The organism is Streptococcus lutetiensis (genome assembly GCF_900475675.1).
Lineage (GTDB): Bacteria > Bacillota > Bacilli > Lactobacillales > Streptococcaceae > Streptococcus > Streptococcus lutetiensis.
On sequence record NZ_LS483403.1, the window covers coordinates 1,047,316 to 1,067,307 of the forward strand.

A 19,992-nucleotide genomic window follows, 5' to 3' on the forward strand; every position below is an offset into this window, starting at 1 on the left:
AACAATTATACATTTTTGGTATTTTACTGTCAAGAATAAACCGAAGTTCATCTTTATAACCATTATAGTTGAATTCGTTAGCAAAAATTCTTACAAGTTTGTAAGTGAAAACAAAAAAAAGCTGAGACATTAGTCTCAGCCTTTGATTTATATTAGATGGCTTGTGTTGTAAATCCTCGGCTTTCAAGGACACGAATCATAGCATCTACTGTATCAAGCGCGGTAAAGAGAGGAACACCGTGTTCAATAGCAGAGCTACGAATAATCGCGCCATCTTCGTCAAGTGTACGTTTTGTACCGACAGTATTTACAATAGCTTGTACTTTACCTGTACGAACAAGTGCAGGAATGTCATTGTCATCATCCTGACCAATCTTATCAATGATTGTTGAATCAAGACCATGTTCAGCAAAGAACTTAGCTGTTCCGTGTGTTGCAAAAATACTGTAGCCAATATTAGCAAATCGTTTTGCCAAGCCAAGAGCTTCTTCTTTTGTATCATCAGATACTGTGAAGACAACATTACCAAATGATGGCAAGTGAAGATATGAAGCTTCAAAAGCTTTGTAAAGTGCTTTTTCAAGAGTCAAATCAGAACCCATAACTTCACCAGTTGATTTCATTTCAGGACCTAGAAGGCTGTCAACCTTAGCAAGTTTTGTGAATGAGAAGACTGGCGCTTTGACATGCACGTAATCAGATTCTGGGTAAAGTCCATCTTCGTAACCAAGATCAGCAAGGCTTTGTCCAAGAATCAGTTTAGTTGCGACTTGTGCCATTGGAATGTTAGTCACTTTTGATAAGAATGGAACCGTACGACTAGCACGAGGGTTAACTTCGATAACATAAACTGTTTCATCTTTGATGACAAATTGAATATTCATCATACCGTAGCAGTTCAAACCAATTGCCAAACGTTTTGTGTAGTCAGCAATTGTTTCTTGTACTTTCTTAGAAAGTGTCTGTGGTGGGTAAACTGCCATTGAGTCACCTGAGTGAACACCAGCACGTTCGATATGCTCCATAATACCTGGAATAAGCACATCTTTACCGTCTGAAATGGCATCCACTTCACACTCACGACCAACGATATATGAGTCGACAAGAACCGGATGGTCTGGACTTGCTTTAACAGCTGTGCGCATGTAAGAACGAAGGTCATCCTCGTTTTCTACAATTTCCATGGCACGTCCACCGAGAACGTAAGATGGACGAACCAAAACTGGGAAACCAATCTTGTGAGCAGCTTCAACTGCTTCTTCTTCGTTAGTAGCTGTTTGTCCAGGTGGTTGAGGAATATCCAATTCTTTCAAAGCTTGTTCAAAGAGGTTACGGTCTTCAGCACGGTCAAGATCAGCAACCTGAGTACCAAGAATTTTGACACCAGCTTTAGAAAGTGGCTCAGCCAAGTTGATAGCTGTTTGTCCACCGAATTGAACAATAACACCTTTTGGTTGTTCAAGTTCGATAACATTCATAACATCTTCAAATGTTAGTGGTTCAAAGTAAAGCTTATCAGAGATTGAGAAGTCAGTTGATACTGTTTCTGGATTTGAGTTCATGATAATAGCTTCATATCCTGCAGCTTGAATTGCTTTAACAGAGTGAACTGTTGCGTAGTCAAATTCGACACCTTGACCAATTCGGATTGGTCCAGAACCAAGTACGATAATTGATTCTTTATCTGATTTGATTGATTCATTTTCCCATTCATATGTTGAATAGAAGTATGGTGTTGCTGATTCGAACTCAGCAGCGCATGTATCAACCATTTTATAAACTGGAATAATTTTATTTTCTGTACGAATGGTATGAACTTCTTCTGCTGTCATGTTCCAGAGTTCTGCAATCTTAAGGTCTGCAAATCCATTACGTTTTGCTTCTTTAAGAACGTCAACATCTCCGACATGACTCGCCAATTCTTGTTCAAGTTCAAAGATGTGGAGCAATTTATCAAGGAAGAAGAGATCAATTTTTGTTAGTTTTGATAATTCTTCAATAGTGTAGCCACGGCGAATTGCTTCAGAAAGGTAGAAGAGACGATTGTCTTGAGCACGAACAATCTTATTAACTAATTCATCATCAGTAACATTTGTGAGCTCTGGCATTTCATTATGATGAACACCAATTTCAAGCGAGCGACAAGCTTTAAGAAGTGATTCCTCAATATTACGACCAATAGCCATAACTTCACCTGTTGCTTTCATTTGTGTTCCTAGACGACGTTCACCATTTTCAAACTTATCAAATGGGAAACGAGGAATCTTAGCAACCACATAGTCAAGAGCTGGTTCAAACATAGCGTATGTCGTACCTGTAACTGGGTTTACCATTTCATCAAGCGTTAAACCAACAGCAATCTTAGCAGCTAATTTTGCGATTGGGTAACCAGTAGCTTTTGAAGCAAGAGCTGATGAACGTGACACACGTGGATTTACTTCGATAACATAGTATTTAAAGCTATTTGGATCAAGGGCAAGTTGAACGTTACATCCACCTTCAATTTTAAGAGCGCGGATAATACTCAAACTTGCATCACGCAACATTTGATTTTCAATATCTGAAAGAGTTTGCGTTGGCGCAAAAACAATTGAGTCACCTGTGTGAATACCAACAGGGTCAAAGTTTTCCATGTTACAAACAACCAAAGCGTTGTCTGCAGCATCACGCATCACTTCGTATTCAATTTCTTTAAAACCTGCAATTGAACGTTCAATCAAACATTGTGTAACTGGTGACAATTTCAAACCGTTTTCAGCGATTTCACGGAGTTCATCTTCATTGTCACACATACCACCACCAGTACCACCAAGAGTAAAGGCTGGACGAACAATAACTGGATAACCAATTGAGTCAGCAAAAGCAACTGCTTCATCAACAGTATTTACAATTTCAGATTCAGGAATAGGTTGGTTCAAATCTTCCATCAATTGTTTAAATTGATCGCGGTCTTCAGCTTGGTCGATAGCTGATAATTTTGTACCTAGCAATTCAATTCCAAGTTCGTCAAGAATTCCTGCTTTTGACAATTCCATTGCCATGTTAAGGCCAGTTTGTCCACCTAATGTTGGAAGAAGTGCATCTGGACGTTCTTTACGAAGAATTCTAGTTACAAATTCTGTTGTCAAAGGCTCAATGTAAACTTTATCAGCGATTTCTTTATCTGTCATGATTGTTGCAGGATTTGAGTTAACAAGAACAACGCTGTATCCTTCTTCTTTCAAAGCAAGACAAGCTTGTGTTCCTGCGTAGTCAAATTCAGCAGCCTGACCGATAATAATCGGACCAGAACCAATCACCATAATTTTTTTAATATCTGTACGTTTTGGCATTATTTTCTCCTATTTGTCAACTCTCTGATTGACTTTAAATATGTTAATGACCTTGCTATCAGTCATTTTGCAATTTACCGACAAGATTTTGATATCGAATGACTTTTTAACGATTTGCTTTTTCAGCTTGGAATGCATCAATCAATTCGATGAAATCATCAAAGAGATAACTTGCATCATGTGGCCCAGGCGCAGCGTCTGGGTGGAATTGAACTGAGAAAGCTGGAAAATCACGGTGACGAACACCTTCTACAGATTTATCATTGATTTCTTCGTGAGTTACCATAAGGCAATCTGGAAGAGTGTCGCGATCAACTGCATAACCGTGGTTTTGACTTGTAAAATCAATACGACCTGTTGCAATTTCGCGAACGGCATGATTAAATCCACGGTGACCGAATTTCATTTTATAGGTTTTAGCACCATTAGCAAGGCTAAATAATTGGTGTCCCATACAGATACCAAAAATCGGGATTTTTCCTTGTACGCCACGAATCATATCTAGAACTTCAGGAATATCTTCTGGGTTACCAGGACCATTTGATAGCATCATACCATCTGGATTAAGGTGAAGAATTTCTTCAGCTGAAATGTTATAAGGAACAACTGTTACATTACATTTACGTTTTGAAAATTCACGTAGGATAGAATGTTTCAATCCAAAATCAACCAAGACGATATTTTTACCAACACCTGGTGCTGGGTAAGCCGTTTTAGTTGACACTTGTTCTATGTTATTGGTTGGCAGCACTGTAGCTCGCAATTGATCTTGTAAATGCTCAATCGTATCACCAGCATTTGCAAGAGTCGCTTTCATTGTACCATGCTTACGAATGATTTTTGTAAGGGCCCGAGTATCAATTCCTGAGATTCCTGGAATATTTTTAGCCTTCAAGAACTCATCCAAAGTCATTTGATTACGCCAGTTATTGGCACGACGGGCGTTTTCAGATACGACAACACCTTTACAAGTTGGTGTAATTGATTCATAGTCATCACGGTTAATCCCATAGTTACCAACAAGTGGGTAAGTAAAAGTCAAAATTTGACCGTTGTAAGATTGGTCTGTAATTGATTCTTGGTAACCTGTCATACCAGTGTTAAAAACAATCTCACCAGTTACATCAAGGTCAGCTCCAAAAGCCTTCCCTTCAAAAATTGTTCCATCTTCTAAAATTAAAAGTCTTTTTGCCATTTTTATTCCTCTCGTTTGCTCTCACGGGAGCACTTTAACGTTTATTAGCAGACACTTCAAAATAATTGTTAAGCTTTACCGTTAAGTACAGCTTCTAGAATTGCCATGCGGACAAACACACCATTTTGCATTTGTCGAGCAATTCTTGATTTTGATGCTTCTACCAAGCGATCAGCAATTTCAACATCGCGATTAACTGGTGCTGGGTGCATGATGATGGCAGAAGGCTTCATTTTATCATATCGGTCATATGTAAGGCCGTATGTCTTGTGATAAGTTTCTTTTGAAAAACCACGTTCACTATCATGACGTTCGTGTTGGACTCGCAACATCATCATGACATCAACTTGATCAACAATCTCATCGATAGCCACGTATTTTCCATACACATCAAATTCACTTGAATACCATTGTTCTGGACCTGCAAAATACAACTCTGCTCCTAAACGTTTTAGGATTTGCATGTTAGATTTTGCAACACGTGAATGCGTAATGTCACCAACAATAGCCACTTTTATATTTTCAAAACTACCAAACTCTTCATAAATCGTCATCAAGTCCAGCAAACACTGACTTGGGTGTTGACCAGAACCATCTCCACCATTAACGATTGCTGTTTGAATTGTTCTGCTATCAATTAATTCTTTGTAGTAATCTTCCATTGAGTGGCGAATCACACAAATATCAATTCCAAGAGAACTCATTGTCAAAATCGTGTCATACAAAGTTTCCCCTTTGTTGACTGAACTTGTTTTAGCATCAAATTCAATAACATCTAAACCAAGTTTTCTTTCTGCGACTTCGAAAGATTTGTGTGTACGTGTTGATGGTTCAAAGAATAGATTAGCTGCAAAATATTGTCTATCCAAACTAAAGTCAGCTTCATTGTTCTTAAACGCAATTCCGCGTTTAATCAAGCCTAGCACTTCTTCATTTGATAAAGTTTCCATTGTTACCAAATGCTTTAGTGAAACAACGCCATCTGTAATTGCCATTTTTTTAGTCCTTTTCTGGAAGAATTTGATACAAGATAATACCTAGAAGTGTTGAGAAAGCAACACCTGTAATTTGCAAACCAGCAACTTGTAATGTCAAACCACCGATACCAGACACTAAGATAACACTTGCAATCAAAAGATTTTTCTTATTATCGAAATCAATTTTATTTTCAACTAAAATTTTAAGACCACTTGATGCGATAACGCCAAAGAGGGCAATTGAAATACCACCGATAACTGGTGTTGGAATTGATGAAAGAAGAGCTGAGATTTTTCCGATAAAGCTCATCACTATAGCAATTACTGCTGCTCCAGCAATAACATATACTGAGTAGATTTTGTTAAGGGCCATAACACCAATATTTTCACCATATGATGTTACCGGTGGGGCACCGAAGAAACCTGCAATGATTTGTGCTAAACCATCACCTGTAAGCGTACGGTCAAGACCCGGATCTTTAAAGAAATCGCGTCCTGTTAAGCTGTTAAGAACCATTACGTGACCAAAGTGTTCAGTCATTGTTACAAAAGCGATTGGAGCCATTGTCAAAATAGCACTTGGGTAAAGTTTGAAATGATAATCAACAAAGAGAATATCAAAACTTGGAACTTGGAACCAAGCTGATTTTGCCACACCTGACAAATCAACAATACTTTGACCAGTCACCGCACCAACTACCAATGCAAAAATGTAACCAACAATCAATCCAAGCAAGATTGGAATAACACCGACAATCTTTTTACCGTACATGTTAAAGAGAATAACCGCAAGAAGAGTTACCATCCCAACTAAAAGGTAAGTAAAATTATATTGGCCGTCTTTCAGCATCACATCGTTAACAGCTGTTGTTGCAAGACTAAGACCGATAACGATGATGATTGGACCAACCACGATTGGTGGAAGGACTTTATCAATCCATGCGTTTCCAGCGAATTTTACAATTAAGGCAACGATTAAGTAAACCAAACCACCTGCGATAGCCCCCTGCGCTACTGCTGCAATCCCGTCAGTCTTCATTAACATTTGCATAGTTGCAATGTAAGCAAAACTTGAACCCATGTAAGCTGGGATTTTATATTTGGTTACTGTCAAATGTGCTAAAGTACCTAAACCACTTGAAAATAGAGCAATCGCTGGATCAATACCAACTAAGATTGGTACCAAAACTGTTGAGCCAAACATTGCAAACAAATGTTGAAATGATAATCCAAACAGCATTCCTGGTTTTGGCATATCATGCACATCATATCTTACGTTTTCCACTTTTTATCATCCTCCTCAATTCTAATACTGCTTAGCTTGGATCTACAATGCTAACGCGATCTTTGCCATCTACTTCGATCACTTCAACAATGATTTCCTCGATAGCACTTGTTGGAATGTTTTTACCAACATAATCAGCACGAATTGGGAGTTCACGGTGTCCACGGTCAACAAGAACAGCAAGGCTAACACGAGCTGGACGACCAAGACTTACTAAGTTATCAATAGCCGCACGAATTGTACGTCCTGTATAAAGCACATCGTCAACCAAGATAACATCTTTACCAGTAATATCAACTGGCATATCTGTTGTATCTTCTTCGACTTTCATATCATCACGGAAAGGTTTTGTATCAAGTTCACCAAGCGGAATATCAATACCTTCCAATTGTTTCAAGCGATCTTGAATACGACGAGCAATGAAGACACCACGTGTCTTAATCCCTGCAAGGACAATGTTGTCAAGATTTTTATTTCGCTCAATAATCTCATAAGTGATACGTGTAATTGCACGTTTCATTGTTACGTCATCAACAATTTCTTTTGTTTTCATAAACAAACCTCTCTTAATATACAAAAAATCTCCTCGTTACCAAGGAGATTCCACAAAATATAGGTACAACTATACCAGCTGCACGCTTCTTTTACCGTTCTCTCCTTGCCTGCCTCACGGGACAGTATTAAAGGATAATATTTACTCTTATATAATACCAAATTGTTCATCATTTGACAAGGGATTTACGATTTTCAGCAAAAAAATATCTCGTGATTTTTCACAAAAACGAATAAAAAAGCAGGACTTTCCAAAAGGTTCATCACTGCAATTTTTATCATATGTTTTAAGCTTTTCCGCTTCGCAATTTTTCAAGTGTTTCTTTAAAAATTGCTGGCACTTCAGCTGTGAAAGTCATTGTTTCACCTGTTTTTGGATGTGTAAAGCCAAGTGTTTGAGCATGCAAGAATTGACCATTACCTTTCAATGTCTTACGTGGTCCGTATAATGGGTCTCCTGCAACTGGGTGTCCAATATAAGCCATGTGCACACGGATTTGGTGAGTTCGACCTGTTTCAAGTGTCAATTCAACCAAAGTATAGTTTCCAAAACGTTCCAAAACTTTGAAATGCGTCACAGCTGGTTTTCCTTTAGCAGTGACAGCTTGTTTTTTACGATCCTTATCAGAACGTCCAATTGGTGCTTCAATGACACCGCGGTCATTCGGAATATTACCATGTACAATGGCCACATACTTACGAAGGGATTTTTTATCCTTCAACTCAGCAGCAAGTGCATTGTGGGCAGTATCATTTTTGGCAATCATCAAAAGCCCTGATGTGTCTTTATCGATTCGGTGAACAATCCCTGGTCGAATCACACCGTTGATAGAAGACAAATCTTTAATATGATACATCAAAGCATTAACCAAAGTACCTGATGTGTGACCGACAGATGGATGAACAACCATACCTTGCGGTTTGTAAACCACTGCAACGTCTTCATCTTCATAGACGATATCAAGTGGAATATTTTCTGCTGTGTATTCTAATACCTCTTCTTCAGGCACTTCATAAGTTACAACGTCACCAACTTTGACAGCATATTTTGCTTTAACAGCTTTGCCATTTACCAAAACAGTACCTTTTTTAATTTCATCATTAGCTTGGCTACGTGACAAATCTGTTAAGTCTGCTAACGCCTTATCTAAACGAGCGCCAGCTTCTTTAATGATTAATTCCATTTTCCTCCTCTTTCCATAGGGCGATAAATAAAATCACTACCCCAACTGTTAAATACGAATCCGCCACATTAAAAATAGCAAAATTCATAAAATCCAAATGAACCATATCAACAACGTAACCAAGTCGCAAACGGTCGATAAAATTACCGATACCTCCTGAAATAATCAACAATAGTCCAAACAAGAACCAAAAATTGCCATTGATATTTTTAATAAAATAATAGCAAGCTGCTCCGACAACAGCAAGTGTAATCACCGTAAAGAACCACTGCTGATTCTGCAAAATAGAGAAAGCTGCGCCATAATTACGTAAATAAGTTAAGCTAAAAATACCTGGCACACATTTGCGAATAGCATTTAAAGGAATATGATTGACAATCCATTGCTTGCTTAATTGATCCAACAAAATCAAAATCACAGCAGCTAATGGACCATAAAGTTTTCTATAGTTTTTCATTTGGTCACCTTTGGACTGAATTTTTCAAAATAATCTTTCATGACAGCGATGAATTTCAAAGCACAAGCCGATAAATTTTTATCACGACGTTTGATATAAGCCATTTTATTATCTAACTTATCTTCAAGTGGAATAACAGTAATACCATTAAAACTACGGCTATCTAAGAAACCAGAGCCAGTCGCGTAAGCATCTGTACGCTCTAAAATGCCATTTAAGGTAGCGCGGTCGGTCACATAAAAAACATACGGGCTATCACTGGTATCAACAAAATTCTCAGAATAATAAAGGTACTCATCCTTTTCCTGAGTAAATCGAACTGTTGGCGAATCTTTCAAGTCATCCATCACAAGACTTTTCTTTTGTGCCAAAGGGTGAGTCTTAGCCAGATAAATATGAGTCTTAAAAGGGATTAACTCGACAAATTCCAAGCCTAATTTTTCCATACGTTGTAAAAGCCCTTTGCGATTTTGATTATTTAAATAAATAATCCCAATCTCACTATCACCTTGAGCCACCTCATCAAAAATTTGAATAGTTGTTGACTCAAAAATTCGAAAATCCTTATGCTCAGGATGCGCCTTAGAAAAGGTTGTTATCAAAGGCGGTAAAAAATCATAGTGTTGACTAGCAATAGAAAACTCATCTGAGTCTGCGGCCGATTGGGAAAATTGCTTTTCAAACGAGTCAAAACTCTTAACAACTTCCAATGCTTTTTCATAAAAGGTCATTCCATGACTCGTTAAAACAGCACCTGTCGTTGTACGTGTAAAAATTTGAAACCCTAATTCACCTTCAAGGTCCTTAATAGCTACTGACAAACTCGGCTGACTGACAAAAAGCTTAGAAGCCGCTTCACGAAAGGTCCCACTGTTTGCAATAGCTACAACATATCGTAGTTGTTGTATGTTCATTGTCAATCATTCTTTCTAAAAAATCAATTATCCTTATTATAGCAAAATATAACTAATGGCGCTATATAAAGCCAAAAGTGACCGACTAACCATTTTGTATTTCAAAAAGGAACAAAAAAAGCCTGCACGAAGCAGACTTTTCTGTTAAATTATTTTGCGATTGGATAAACTGATACTTGACGTTTATCGCGACCTTTACGTTCGAAACGAACAACACCTTCAACTTTAGCGAAAAGTGTATCGTCACCACCGCGACCTACGTTCACACCTGGATAGATATGAGTACCGCGTTGACGGTAAAGGATTGATCCACCTGAAACAGTTTGACCGTCAGCTGCTTTAGCACCAAGACGTTTTGCTTCAGAATCACGACCATTTGATGTAGAACCTCCACCTTTTTTGTGGGCGAAAAGTTGCAAGTTAGCAAGATTCATTTTTAACATATGTAGTGTCCTCTTTTCAAATTAGTTTGCAATGACCTTAACCGACACAAATTCTTTCGAATTCTCAGCCAAATTTGTCATTCCTAAAAGAAAGCTTTCAAATAAAAGTTGAACTTTCTCATCTGTCTTTTTAGTCATATGAGAGATATCAATCTTCATATAACCACCATCAATCTCATTGACAGCCAAATCAGCATTGCATTCTGCCAAAACTTCTAACGAATTAACAAAGTTAATCGATAAAGTTGAAACAGCTGCACATACGATATCAAAGCCATATTCACCACTGCCAGCATGACCAGTCAGTTCAACACTTTCTAAGTTGCCTTTGTGACGAATAAAAGTTGCTTGAATCATGAGAATGCTAAATTAAGCGTTGATAGCGTTAATAACAACTTTAGTGTAAGGTTGACGGTGACCTTGTTTACGGTGTGAACCTTTTTTAGGTTTGTATTTGAAAGTAACAACTTTCTTTTGTTTTCCTTGTTTTTCAACAGTACCAACAACAGAAGCTCCTTCAACAACTGGTGTACCAACAACAGTTGTTTCACCACCAACAAGAACAACTTCGTTAAATGTTACTTCTGAACCAGCTTCAACATCAAGTTTTTCAACATAGATAGCTTGACCTACTTCAACTTTAACTTGTTTTCCACCAGTTTTGATGATTGCATATGTGCTCATCGTGCACCTCCTATAAAATTTTGTTGCAGATTTTTCTGCTTGTGAAGACTCGCCTAAATCGTGAACCTCGAGAGTTTCTTACAAACGATTTTCGTGCGGTTGCACAGGATGTGCATTTAGTCAACGTTCATATTTTATCATGTAAGGCTAATTAAAGCAAGGAATATACTGGCTTTTTTTTAATGATAGTGCGTTTTCATTTTTTATTTTTTGTCAAAGGATACTTTCACTAATCCCAAAACAGCTTTTTTAGTCAATTTTTCGATAGCATCAATAGCAATCTGCTTTGTATTTGCCATCATTTGATAAGTCTCACTACCTTCGTGGTAATAATAGGCTGTAATGTGAAAACCATTTTTCTCATAAAAACGCACGCGCTTCAAGCGTTGATCAAAATTATCAGCTTTTTCATTCATGGGCTCAATTGCCAAAACAACTGGACGATTCCCAGCTAAATCTTTAACATCTTGCAAAATAGCTGAGCCATAACCACGAGAACGAATGTTAGGGTTAACAGCTAAGAAAAATAAATAAACCACAGCTTCATTTTGTAAAATGTAAGCCAAACCGACAAAATCGTCGCCATCATAATAAGCATAAAAATCTGCCAAGTCACGATAACTCGTCAATAGCAACGGCAAATACGGTGCACGTTCAACAGCTGGAAAAGCTGATAGGTATAAGTTTTTGACATCACGGGAACTTTTTGAAAAAAGTTTAACCTCTTGACGTTTTAATTCCATTGTAAATTCACCAATTCATTCATTTCTTGATAGGCGGTATCGACTTTCTCTTGCATACTAGCATCAAGTTTGTCACGATATTTACCACCTTTGATAAAGTCTTCTAAAATAAGCGTACGATAGTCTGAAAGAACAAAGCCTTCTGACCCTGTCACGCCCTTGCTCCATACCCAAACCATTGTTGGGTGAGCTGCGACAGTTTTAATTTTTGTTTTATGATTTTTCTTTTCAAATGTTACATCCATCAAAAGTCCACGTTCTGTCCAAATATCGTCTACCGTTTCTAAACGTTGGTTAGAGATAAAATTTCCCATTGAATAGATAATAAATTTCTTTTCACCATCTTTTTCAACCGTTTCTGATGGCTCCACAACGTGTGGGTGTCCACCAAAGATAACATCTGCACCCCAATCAACCATCTTGTGATAAAGGGTTACTTGCTCTTGAGTTGGTTCTCGTTGGTACTCCACTCCCATTTGTGGCATGACAATTGTTACATCAGCTTTCTTTTCAGCTTCCTGAATTTCAGCCTTCATTTTGTCTTCATTTAAATCAGACATGTGTTTTTCGTAGTCTTCATCTGATAAATTAGCTTCTAGACCATTGTAAGCATAAGAGTAACCTAAAATAGCAATTTTAATACCATTAACATTTTTAATTAAAATATCTTCTTTGTCACGATCTTTTTTGTAAACGCCAATGCTAGGCATTCCTAATTTATCAAAGGTTTTAACGGTGTTAAGTGCTCCTGAAAGACCAGAATCAAGGATATGGTTGTGAGCTAAATCGACAACATCATAACCTGTGTCTTTCATGGCGTCAGCAATTTCACTTGGTGCGTTAAACAAAGGATAGCCAGCTAACGGATAATCTGGACTGATTGTTCCCTCGTAGTCACCAATTGCCAAATCTGCACTTGAAATCCAGTCTTTGGCATACTCAAAGAAAGGTTTAAAATCATAAGTTCCATCAGCCTGCTCAGCACTGCCATAAAGACCATTATGGATAAGAATATCTCCATTTGCCATGACACGCGCTGTTTTGACTTTACTTGACAGAGCTTTTGATTGCTGAGTCTTGTCACTTGGACTAGCCTTCCCAAATAGTAAGCCATAAAATGCTGCACCTAATAAGCTAAGCAAAATAAATGCCAAGCAAGCCAACGTTGTCTTTTTATAAATTATCCTATCTAACATCCTTAATCACACCTCCATGCAACTATTATAACACTTTATGATTAGGCTTTCAGGATTTAACTGGCAAGAAAAAAACTGCCCTAAAGGCAGTTTCTATCTATTATAGTAAGTCATCGATTAAGTTATCGACTTCATCATGTTCTGCTTGTGGTGTGATTGTTGTCACTTTAATTCCTGCCACAGCACGTTCAACAAGTCCTTCAACATCCATGCGTTTTTCGTATTGTTCAACATTTTTGATTTTTGGATTTGTTTTTGGACGATCTGGCGCAAAGATAGTACAGCAATCTTCAAATGGTTGAATTGAAATATCGAAAGTATCAATTCTTTGAGCGATATCAATGATTTCCAATTTATCCATTGTGACAACTGGACGAATAATTGGTGTTGCTGTTACAGCATTAATGGCACGCATACTTTCAAGTGTTTGACTTGCCACTTGTCCAAGACTTTCACCGTTAATGATAACCAAGCCATTACGTTCTTCACGAATACGGTCAGTAATACGCATCATGAAACGACGTGTCAATGTCATCAAGTAAGCTTCTGGCGCTTTTTCCTTGATTTCTTCTTGGATTTCTGTAAATGGTACTTCGATGAAGTCAATGTTTCCACCAAATTTTGTCAATTTACGAGTTAAGTCTTGAGCTTTCTTAAGAGCACCTGGGCTAGTATATGGTGGGCTAGCAAAGTGAACAGCTTCAATATCAACCCCACGTTTAAGAGCAAGGTAACCTGCAACAGGTGAGTCAATACCACCTGATAGCATTAGCATTCCGCGACCAGCTGTTCCAACAGGAAGACCACCAGCACCTTTGATATTTTCATATGAAAGGTAAGCAGCTTCTTCACGGATTTCAACTTTAAGATTGACATCTGGCCCTTTCATTTGCGCTTGAATGTTAGGCAAAACTTCAAAGACAGCTGAACCAAGGTATTGATTCAATTCACGGCTATCCATTTCAAAATTGTGATCACTTCGTTTACTTGTGATTTTAAATGTCAAACCTTCATGGTAAACGTCAGTCATCACATCTTGAACAGCTTTTTTAATGGTCTCTAGATTTTTTTCAACCTTGTATGATGGTGATAATGCTTGAATCCCAAAAATTTGTTTTAATGACTCCGCAACGGGAACGTAATCTGTACCATTTAAGAAAATGTGTGCGCGGTCGCGGTCAACCACAACACGGACATCTGGATAAATTGAAAGAACGTGTTTCATATTACGTTTCAATTTATTGATGAAACGCATGCGGTTCTTTCCTTTAGTTGATAATTCGCCGTAGCGAACCATAATTTCTGAGTATTGCATAGTTTTCTAAAGAGAAAATCTCTTTATCCTTTCTTATTAATTATCTTACTTTTTGTGTTTTTTCGTAGACTTGTTTGAAAATTGTTAGGAATTGTTCAATTTGTCCCATGTCATTGTCATCATCGAGACTAATGCGAACAGCTGACTGCGCTAGTTTTGTAGGAACTCCCATGGCAATCAATGTTCCGGCAGGTTTTCCTGCTTTTGATGAACAAGCTGATGTTGTTGAAATATAAATTTCATGTTCTTCAAAGGCATGAACTACCACTTCTCCACGAACACCTTTGATACCAAACGTTAAGATATTTGGAGCAAAAGTATCATCTTTACCAGAGAAAATAAGGATATCTTTGTGCTTAGCTAATTCGTCATAAATGATTTCTTTCATTGTGGCGATTTTTGGAAGGGAGTAAGCTTCTTTGTCAGTAACCAAGCGAAGAGCTTTCGCTGTCGCAGCAATACCTGCAACATTTTCAGTAGTTGAACGAAGGTCACCTTCTTGCCCACCACCAGCTAGCAATGGATTTAATTTTTTACCTTCTTTTTTATAGATAAAACCTACACCACGCACACTGTGGAATTTGTGACCTGAAAAACTTGCAAAATCAACACGCTCTGTCAAATAATCAGCTGCTGGAATTTTACCAATAGCTTGAACAGCATCCACGTGGAATGAAATTCCTGGTTTATCAGCTAGTAATTTTGAGATAGCTTTAATTGGCTGAATAGAGCCGATTTCATTGTTAACAGCCATGATTGACACAAGTGTTGTGTCTGGGCGCAAAAGCTCTGCTAATTTATCAACATAAACAAAACCTTTTTCATCAACTGGCGCATAAGATACTTCAAAACCGTGTTCACCAAGCCATTTTGCAGATTCTTTTACGGCTGGGTGTTCGATATCTGATACGATGATGTGTTTTCCGTAGCGTTCTTTTTCAAATGCGACACCTTTAAGAACCCAGTTATCTCCTTCAGTACCACCAGAAGTGAAAATAATTTCATCACTCTTAACGCCAAGCAAGCCAGCGATTTGCTTGCGACTCGCCTCTAGGATACGACTAGCTTTTGTTCCTAGATTATGCAAACTTGATGGATTTCCATAAATTTTACTTGCCACTTCCTGATAAGTACGTAAAACTTCAGGATAGGGAATAGTTGTGGCAGAGTTATCAAAGTAAATCATTTTTTCTTCCTTCACAAAAAAATCAATACTACCATTATAACACAGTCTCTCATAAGTGTGAAAGCTTTAATCTCAAGTTTTTTAAGCCTATTTTTAAGAAAAAGCCCTAAAATATTTCTTAAAAGAGTCCCATCTCTTACTGGACATTTAAAATGAAAAAACTATAATAGAATCATACGCGAAAAAGGAGTTAAAAATGTCTCAACATTATTCTAGACGTCAAAAATCATCAAAAAAAGATAAAGAACAAGCCCCATCAAAGCACATTAAAAAAGGTTTTTCAGCCCTTCAAAAAACAATTGCTCTTATCGGTTCTATCCTCAGTATTATCGTAGCAAGTATCACTATCAATAACGCCTTAAAAGGCTCATCAAGTCAAAAGCCAACTGATAAATCGACAACAACTGTTGTGATTAAAGAAGGTAACAAAGGCAACAACAGTAAAACTGATACTTCTGCATCAACTACATATTCAAGTTCAGCTGCTAACAATAGTGTTTACAATGATGACGCTAATAGCAACAATGCATCTTATGACTCTAGCTCAGATTCTACAACTTATAGTTCAAGTGCTGATACAACACAAGACAACACTCAAACAAGTTCACAAGCAACATCTGATACTACTGCAGGAAGTACTACTGAAACATCTGATACTACTGCAGGAAGTGCTACTGAAACAAATCAATAAAATCAAAGAGGAATGGGACGATAAAATTCCTTATCATCCCACCTCTTTTTTACTAGGTAAAATAAACTCATGACTTATATTGAAACGCTAAATTGGATTCACTCTCACAAAGCTAATGGTCGCCGACCAAGTTTAGAGCGCATGCGCTATCTCCTTAACTTACTTGATAACCCACAAGATAAATTTCCAGCTGTTCATGTTGTGGGAACGAATGGCAAAGGTTCGACAACTAGTTTTCTCCAACATATCTTAACGGCATCAAGTTATAAAACAGGTACCTTCACATCTCCTTTTATTACGCGCTTTAATGAGCGTATCGCTATCGATGGCAAAGAAATTTCTGATAGCAATCTGGTTAAAACAGCACAGGCAATTAAACCTATCGTAGATAGTAATGTTTTTCAAGAAAAAGTTGGTAAGGTAACTGAGTTCGAACTCGTTACAGCCATTATGTTCTGTTACTTTGCAACTATCAATCCTGTCGACGTTGCCGTTATTGAAGCTGGTATTGGAGGTACTTTTGACTCAACCAATGTCTTTACAGCAAAAGCAGTTATTTGCCCATCAATCAGTATCGACCATCAAGAAACACTTGGCAAAACTCTCACTGAAATTGCTGGTCATAAAGCTGGTGTTTTAAATCCTCATATTCCTTTTATTTTTGGAGAAATGACACCAGAGGTCCAAAAAGTATTTCATCAAAAAGCTAAAGAGCTTGATTGTCCAACATATGAACTAGATAAAGAATTCTCAATCAGAGAAAATGGTAAAAATTTTGATTTTCATTATCAAGATATGACCATTTCAAACATCACTTTATCAATGTTAGGTCATCATCAACGAACTAATGCCTCATTAGCTGCTATGACTGCTATCATTCTTAAATTGCATTTCAAAAATATTACTAAAACAACTATCAAAAATAGCTTAGAAAACACTGTTTGGGCTGGACGGTGTGAGCTAATACGACCAAACCTTATGTTAGATGGTGCACATAACGAAGATTCGGTTGCAAAATTAGTCGATGTGCTAAAAAAAGACTTTTCAAATCGCAACATTCACATCCTCTTTGCAGGCTTAAGGCGTAAGCCTTTGACAAAAATGCTCGAAGAACTATCCGTATTTGACTTAGCAGTGACTAGTTTTAATTTCTATCAAGCACAAGCTTTGTCAGATTATCCTGAAAAATACAAAAAAGTTGCTGATTACAAAGACTGGCTTGCTGACGCCGAAAATAATCCTGAAGATTTCTTTGTTGTCACCGGTTCACTTTATTTCATCTCAGAAGTTCGTAACTTTTTACTCAATCAATAATCCCACCTGATTTTCAGATGGGATTTCTTTTTGTTTAGTTCAAACTTTCAGCAAATTTACGTTTAATGAAGTCAGCTGACTTTTCAAGTTTAGCTTCTTCATCAGCTGGCAAAGTTAATTTAACTTGCTCGATAATACCTTCTCGTCCAACGATAGCTGGGTAGCTGAGGTAAGTATCTAGTGGTTCGTAGTAATTAGAAACCGGTAATTCTTCATGGCTATCTGAAACAACTGCGATTGCCAAGCGAATAGCTGCACTAGCAATCCCATAGCTTGTGTATTTTTTACCATAAAAGACCGCATGTCCACCAATCATGGCTTCATGTGCAATTTCCTCAAGCGTCGCTTGGTCTGTAAAGTTAGAAATTGGTTGTCCTTTGACACGAACTTGACTCCAAGCCGTAAATTGTGAATTTCCATGTTCACCAAGATTATAACCATAGACACTACGCGCATCGACACCAAGGCGTTCAGCAACAGCACGTTTCATACGAGCAGTATCTAGCAAAGTACCTGTACCAATAACGCGTTCCTTTGGAAGACCTGAGTAATGTTGATAGAGACTAGTAATGACATCAACTGGATTTGAAATAGCTACAATAATCCCTTTAAACCCAACCTCTTTTAGCTTTTTAGCAACCAAAGGCACTTCTTGTGCTGTAAAAGGTAACTCCGCAAAACGGTCTGCATTTGGATTATCTTGAAGTTTGATATTTCCCAATGCAGAAATAACAACATCTGCATCAGCTAAAGCTTCATAATCATTAATCACAATATTGGCATGTTGATTTAGATTCGCTGCAGCATCACGGAAATCAACCGCATCTGCGGTGACTTTTTTCTCATTGGTATCAATTAAGACATAATCATCAAAAGCCCCTTGAGCAATCAGTCCATGAGCAACAGTTGAGCCAACATGACCCATTCCAATAATTCCAACCTTACGTGACATAAAACAACCTCCTTATAAAGTTATCAATCATTATAGACCTTTACCTCGAAAAATACGAAAAAAACCTAACAAGAAATGTTAGGTTACAGTTACTATTTCAAAAGATCTTGCAAAGGACCAAAAATAATTTTTTCAAGATCTGCTACATAAACTGACAATGATTGTTGAGCACCAAGATAAGCTTTAAGAACAGGATTTGCTTCGATTTTAGCACCCAATTCTTGCATTTTAGTTTGTTCATCACCTGTAGGCATTTGACCTGATTGCAATTTGGCATAAAGGCCTTGTTGGAATTCAGTGAATTCTTTAAACAAAGCTTTTGCTTCTTCGTCAGCATCAATCGCAGCACGACATTCTTGTGCTTTTTTGTATTCAGGAAGAACACGGATTTCGCGTTCTAGTTCGTTTGCTAAATCATAAATATTTGCCATAATATTTCTCCTTTAAATATGAACTTTATAATCAGTTTTTTCGCTAATAACTGTTCTAGCATGTTCCAAATCTTTAACATTTTTAAATGAAATTTGTAAAATACCATTAATATCTTCGCGGTTTTCTTCATTAACATGAATATTAACCAAAGATGTTCCGCGAAGCAATTCCAAGATTTTTAAGATGACATCTTCTTCATCGGGAACATCAATGAAAAGATCGAAGGCACTTTCCACGCCACCGCGTTTGTGAATTTGCATTTCTTTACGCGTTTCTTTAGCATGATTGAAGTAATTCCAAATTGCATCCCCATCACCTTGCAAAATAAGCTTCTTAACCTCATCAAGTCTATCCTTGAAATCATCGATGCGATCAGCAACAGCTTCTTTATTGGTCAAGAGAATACTGGTCCACATGCCTGGTTCACTCTCAGCAATACGTGTCATATCGCGAAAAGCACCTGCCGCAAAATGATTAGCCATTTCATGCTCTGTTGCGTAATCACCTGCTTGTTCCATCAAACTTGCTGCAAGGACATGTGGAAAATGTGAAATTTGACTCGTTACACGGTCATGCTCTGCAGCATCGATTTCAATATAACGTGCATGAAGTCCTGATAAAATTTTCTTGAGTTCATCAATCGTTCCTGCCGTTGTCAAAGAAGATGGTGTGAAAATATAATAAGCATTTTCAAATAAATTCACATCTGCAGCAATTGCTCCCGACTTGTGAGAACCTGCCATCGGATGTGAGCCGACAAAGCGAACAGACTTACCAGCTAAATATTTTTCTCCTGCTTCAACAATTTCACGTTTTGTTGATCCAGCATCTGTAATGATTATATTTTCTTTCAGATCCATTTCAGAAAGAGTCTTAATGAACTCAATAGTCTGTTTAATCGGAACCGCCAAAATAATCACATCTGACAGAGGCGCAAATTCTTTAAAATCTGCTGTCGCTTCATCAACAATCCCACGCTCAAGAGCAACATTTCGTGATTTATCAGAACGATTGTAGCCTAAAATTTTGTAATCTGGGTGGTCACGCTTAATTCCTAAGGCAAGAGATCCCCCAATCAAACCTAAACCTGCAACATAAATCACTTTATTTTCCATAGTTTCTCCATTTCCGGATAACAAT

The 19,992-nt window shown here is 37.6% G+C and carries 20 protein-coding genes and 1 other annotated feature; of the genes, 2 read left to right on the plus strand and 18 right to left on the minus strand.

Annotated features, from left to right (window positions below):
- Positions 1-152: 152 nt before the first annotated feature.
- The 15 genes from carB to DQN23_RS05430 all read right to left on the minus strand — a co-directional run bounded on the left by carB (position 153) and on the right by DQN23_RS05430 (position 15,463).
- Positions 153-3,332, minus strand: coding sequence for a carbamoyl-phosphate synthase large subunit (gene carB, locus DQN23_RS05360; RefSeq protein ID WP_111712874.1), 3,180 nt, complete (start codon positions 3,330-3,332; stop codon positions 153-155).
- A 106-nt stretch (positions 3,333-3,438) separates the two neighbouring features.
- On the minus strand, positions 3,439-4,527 hold the full coding sequence (locus tag DQN23_RS05365) for a carbamoyl phosphate synthase small subunit (protein ID WP_020916959.1): 1,089 nt from the start codon (positions 4,525-4,527) through the stop codon (positions 3,439-3,441).
- Positions 4,528-4,595: 68 nt separating this feature from the next.
- The gene (locus tag DQN23_RS05370; RefSeq protein ID WP_111698880.1) at positions 4,596-5,522 is read right to left on the minus strand and encodes an aspartate carbamoyltransferase catalytic subunit; all 927 of its coding nucleotides are present in this window, start codon (positions 5,520-5,522) and stop codon (positions 4,596-4,598) included.
- Positions 5,523-5,526: 4 nt separating this feature from the next.
- Positions 5,527-6,759, minus strand: coding sequence for a solute carrier family 23 protein (locus DQN23_RS05375; protein ID WP_164496884.1), 1,233 nt, complete (start codon positions 6,757-6,759; stop codon positions 5,527-5,529).
- 61 nt (positions 6,760-6,820) lie between these two features.
- Positions 6,821-7,342: a bifunctional pyr operon transcriptional regulator/uracil phosphoribosyltransferase PyrR gene (pyrR, locus tag DQN23_RS05380; protein WP_039696718.1), complete on the minus strand. Its 522-nt coding sequence runs from the start codon at positions 7,340-7,342 to the stop codon at positions 6,821-6,823.
- A 286-nt stretch (positions 7,343-7,628) separates the two neighbouring features.
- Complete coding sequence (locus DQN23_RS05385; RefSeq protein ID WP_020916963.1) at positions 7,629-8,525, minus strand: RluA family pseudouridine synthase; 897 nt, start codon at positions 8,523-8,525, stop codon at positions 7,629-7,631.
- The gene (lspA, locus tag DQN23_RS05390; protein WP_020916964.1) at positions 8,509-8,982 is read right to left on the minus strand and encodes a signal peptidase II; all 474 of its coding nucleotides are present in this window, start codon (positions 8,980-8,982) and stop codon (positions 8,509-8,511) included. Before lspA ends, DQN23_RS05385 begins: the two co-directional genes overlap by 17 nt.
- Positions 8,979-9,896, minus strand: coding sequence for a LysR family transcriptional regulator (locus DQN23_RS05395; protein ID WP_020916965.1), 918 nt, complete (start codon positions 9,894-9,896; stop codon positions 8,979-8,981). Before DQN23_RS05395 ends, lspA begins: the two co-directional genes overlap by 4 nt.
- 149 nt (positions 9,897-10,045) lie before the next feature.
- Positions 10,046-10,339, minus strand: coding sequence for a 50S ribosomal protein L27 (rpmA, locus tag DQN23_RS05400; protein WP_004232221.1), 294 nt, complete (start codon positions 10,337-10,339; stop codon positions 10,046-10,048).
- 21 nt (positions 10,340-10,360) lie between these two features.
- A complete protein-coding gene (locus DQN23_RS05405; protein WP_020916966.1) occupies positions 10,361-10,696 on the minus strand; it encodes a ribosomal-processing cysteine protease Prp in 336 nt (111 codons plus the stop codon).
- A gap of 12 nt (positions 10,697-10,708) precedes the next feature.
- A complete protein-coding gene (gene rplU / locus DQN23_RS05410; protein WP_020916967.1) occupies positions 10,709-11,023 on the minus strand; it encodes a 50S ribosomal protein L21 in 315 nt (104 codons plus the stop codon).
- Positions 11,024-11,058: 35 nt separating this feature from the next.
- Positions 11,059-11,134 (minus strand) — a sequence feature (ribosomal protein L21 leader region).
- Positions 11,135-11,226: 92 nt separating this feature from the next.
- Positions 11,227-11,766 (minus strand): GNAT family N-acetyltransferase, encoded by a 540-nt coding sequence (locus DQN23_RS05415; RefSeq protein WP_020916968.1) that lies wholly within the window; start codon positions 11,764-11,766, stop codon positions 11,227-11,229.
- Positions 11,757-12,962: a CapA family protein gene (locus DQN23_RS05420; RefSeq protein ID WP_058832917.1), complete on the minus strand. Its 1,206-nt coding sequence runs from the start codon at positions 12,960-12,962 to the stop codon at positions 11,757-11,759. Before DQN23_RS05420 ends, DQN23_RS05415 begins: the two co-directional genes overlap by 10 nt.
- 100 nt (positions 12,963-13,062) lie before the next feature.
- Positions 13,063-14,277 carry a tRNA uracil 4-sulfurtransferase ThiI gene (gene thiI / locus DQN23_RS05425; RefSeq protein ID WP_058814027.1) on the minus strand — a complete coding sequence of 405 codons (1,215 nt, stop codon included), beginning with the start codon at positions 14,275-14,277 and terminating at the stop codon, positions 13,063-13,065.
- A 40-nt stretch (positions 14,278-14,317) separates the two neighbouring features.
- Positions 14,318-15,463 (minus strand): cysteine desulfurase family protein, encoded by a 1,146-nt coding sequence (locus DQN23_RS05430; protein ID WP_111712875.1) that lies wholly within the window; start codon positions 15,461-15,463, stop codon positions 14,318-14,320.
- Between the two features lie 196 nt (positions 15,464-15,659).
- Here DQN23_RS05430 and DQN23_RS05435 point away from each other — a divergent pair, with 196 nt between their 5' ends.
- Both DQN23_RS05435 and DQN23_RS05440 read left to right on the plus strand, forming a co-directional pair.
- Positions 15,660-16,154: a DUF6556 family protein gene (locus DQN23_RS05435; RefSeq protein WP_058814028.1), complete on the plus strand. Its 495-nt coding sequence runs from the start codon at positions 15,660-15,662 to the stop codon at positions 16,152-16,154.
- A 69-nt stretch (positions 16,155-16,223) separates the two neighbouring features.
- Positions 16,224-17,468 carry a bifunctional folylpolyglutamate synthase/dihydrofolate synthase gene (locus tag DQN23_RS05440; RefSeq protein ID WP_058814029.1) on the plus strand — a complete coding sequence of 415 codons (1,245 nt, stop codon included), beginning with the start codon at positions 16,224-16,226 and terminating at the stop codon, positions 17,466-17,468.
- 34 nt (positions 17,469-17,502) lie between these two features.
- Here DQN23_RS05440 and DQN23_RS05445 read toward each other — a convergent pair whose 3' ends face one another.
- The 3 genes from DQN23_RS05445 to DQN23_RS05455 form a co-directional block, all read right to left on the minus strand.
- Entirely contained in the window at positions 17,503-18,420 is a 918-nt protein-coding gene (locus DQN23_RS05445; RefSeq protein ID WP_111712876.1) for an L-lactate dehydrogenase, read from the minus strand.
- A gap of 92 nt (positions 18,421-18,512) precedes the next feature.
- On the minus strand, positions 18,513-18,851 hold the full coding sequence (locus tag DQN23_RS05450; protein WP_020916975.1) for a YlbF/YmcA family competence regulator: 339 nt from the start codon (positions 18,849-18,851) through the stop codon (positions 18,513-18,515).
- A gap of 12 nt (positions 18,852-18,863) precedes the next feature.
- A complete protein-coding gene (locus DQN23_RS05455) occupies positions 18,864-19,967 on the minus strand; it encodes a prephenate dehydrogenase (RefSeq protein ID WP_020916976.1) in 1,104 nt (367 codons plus the stop codon).
- Positions 19,968-19,992: the final 25 nt, after the last annotated feature.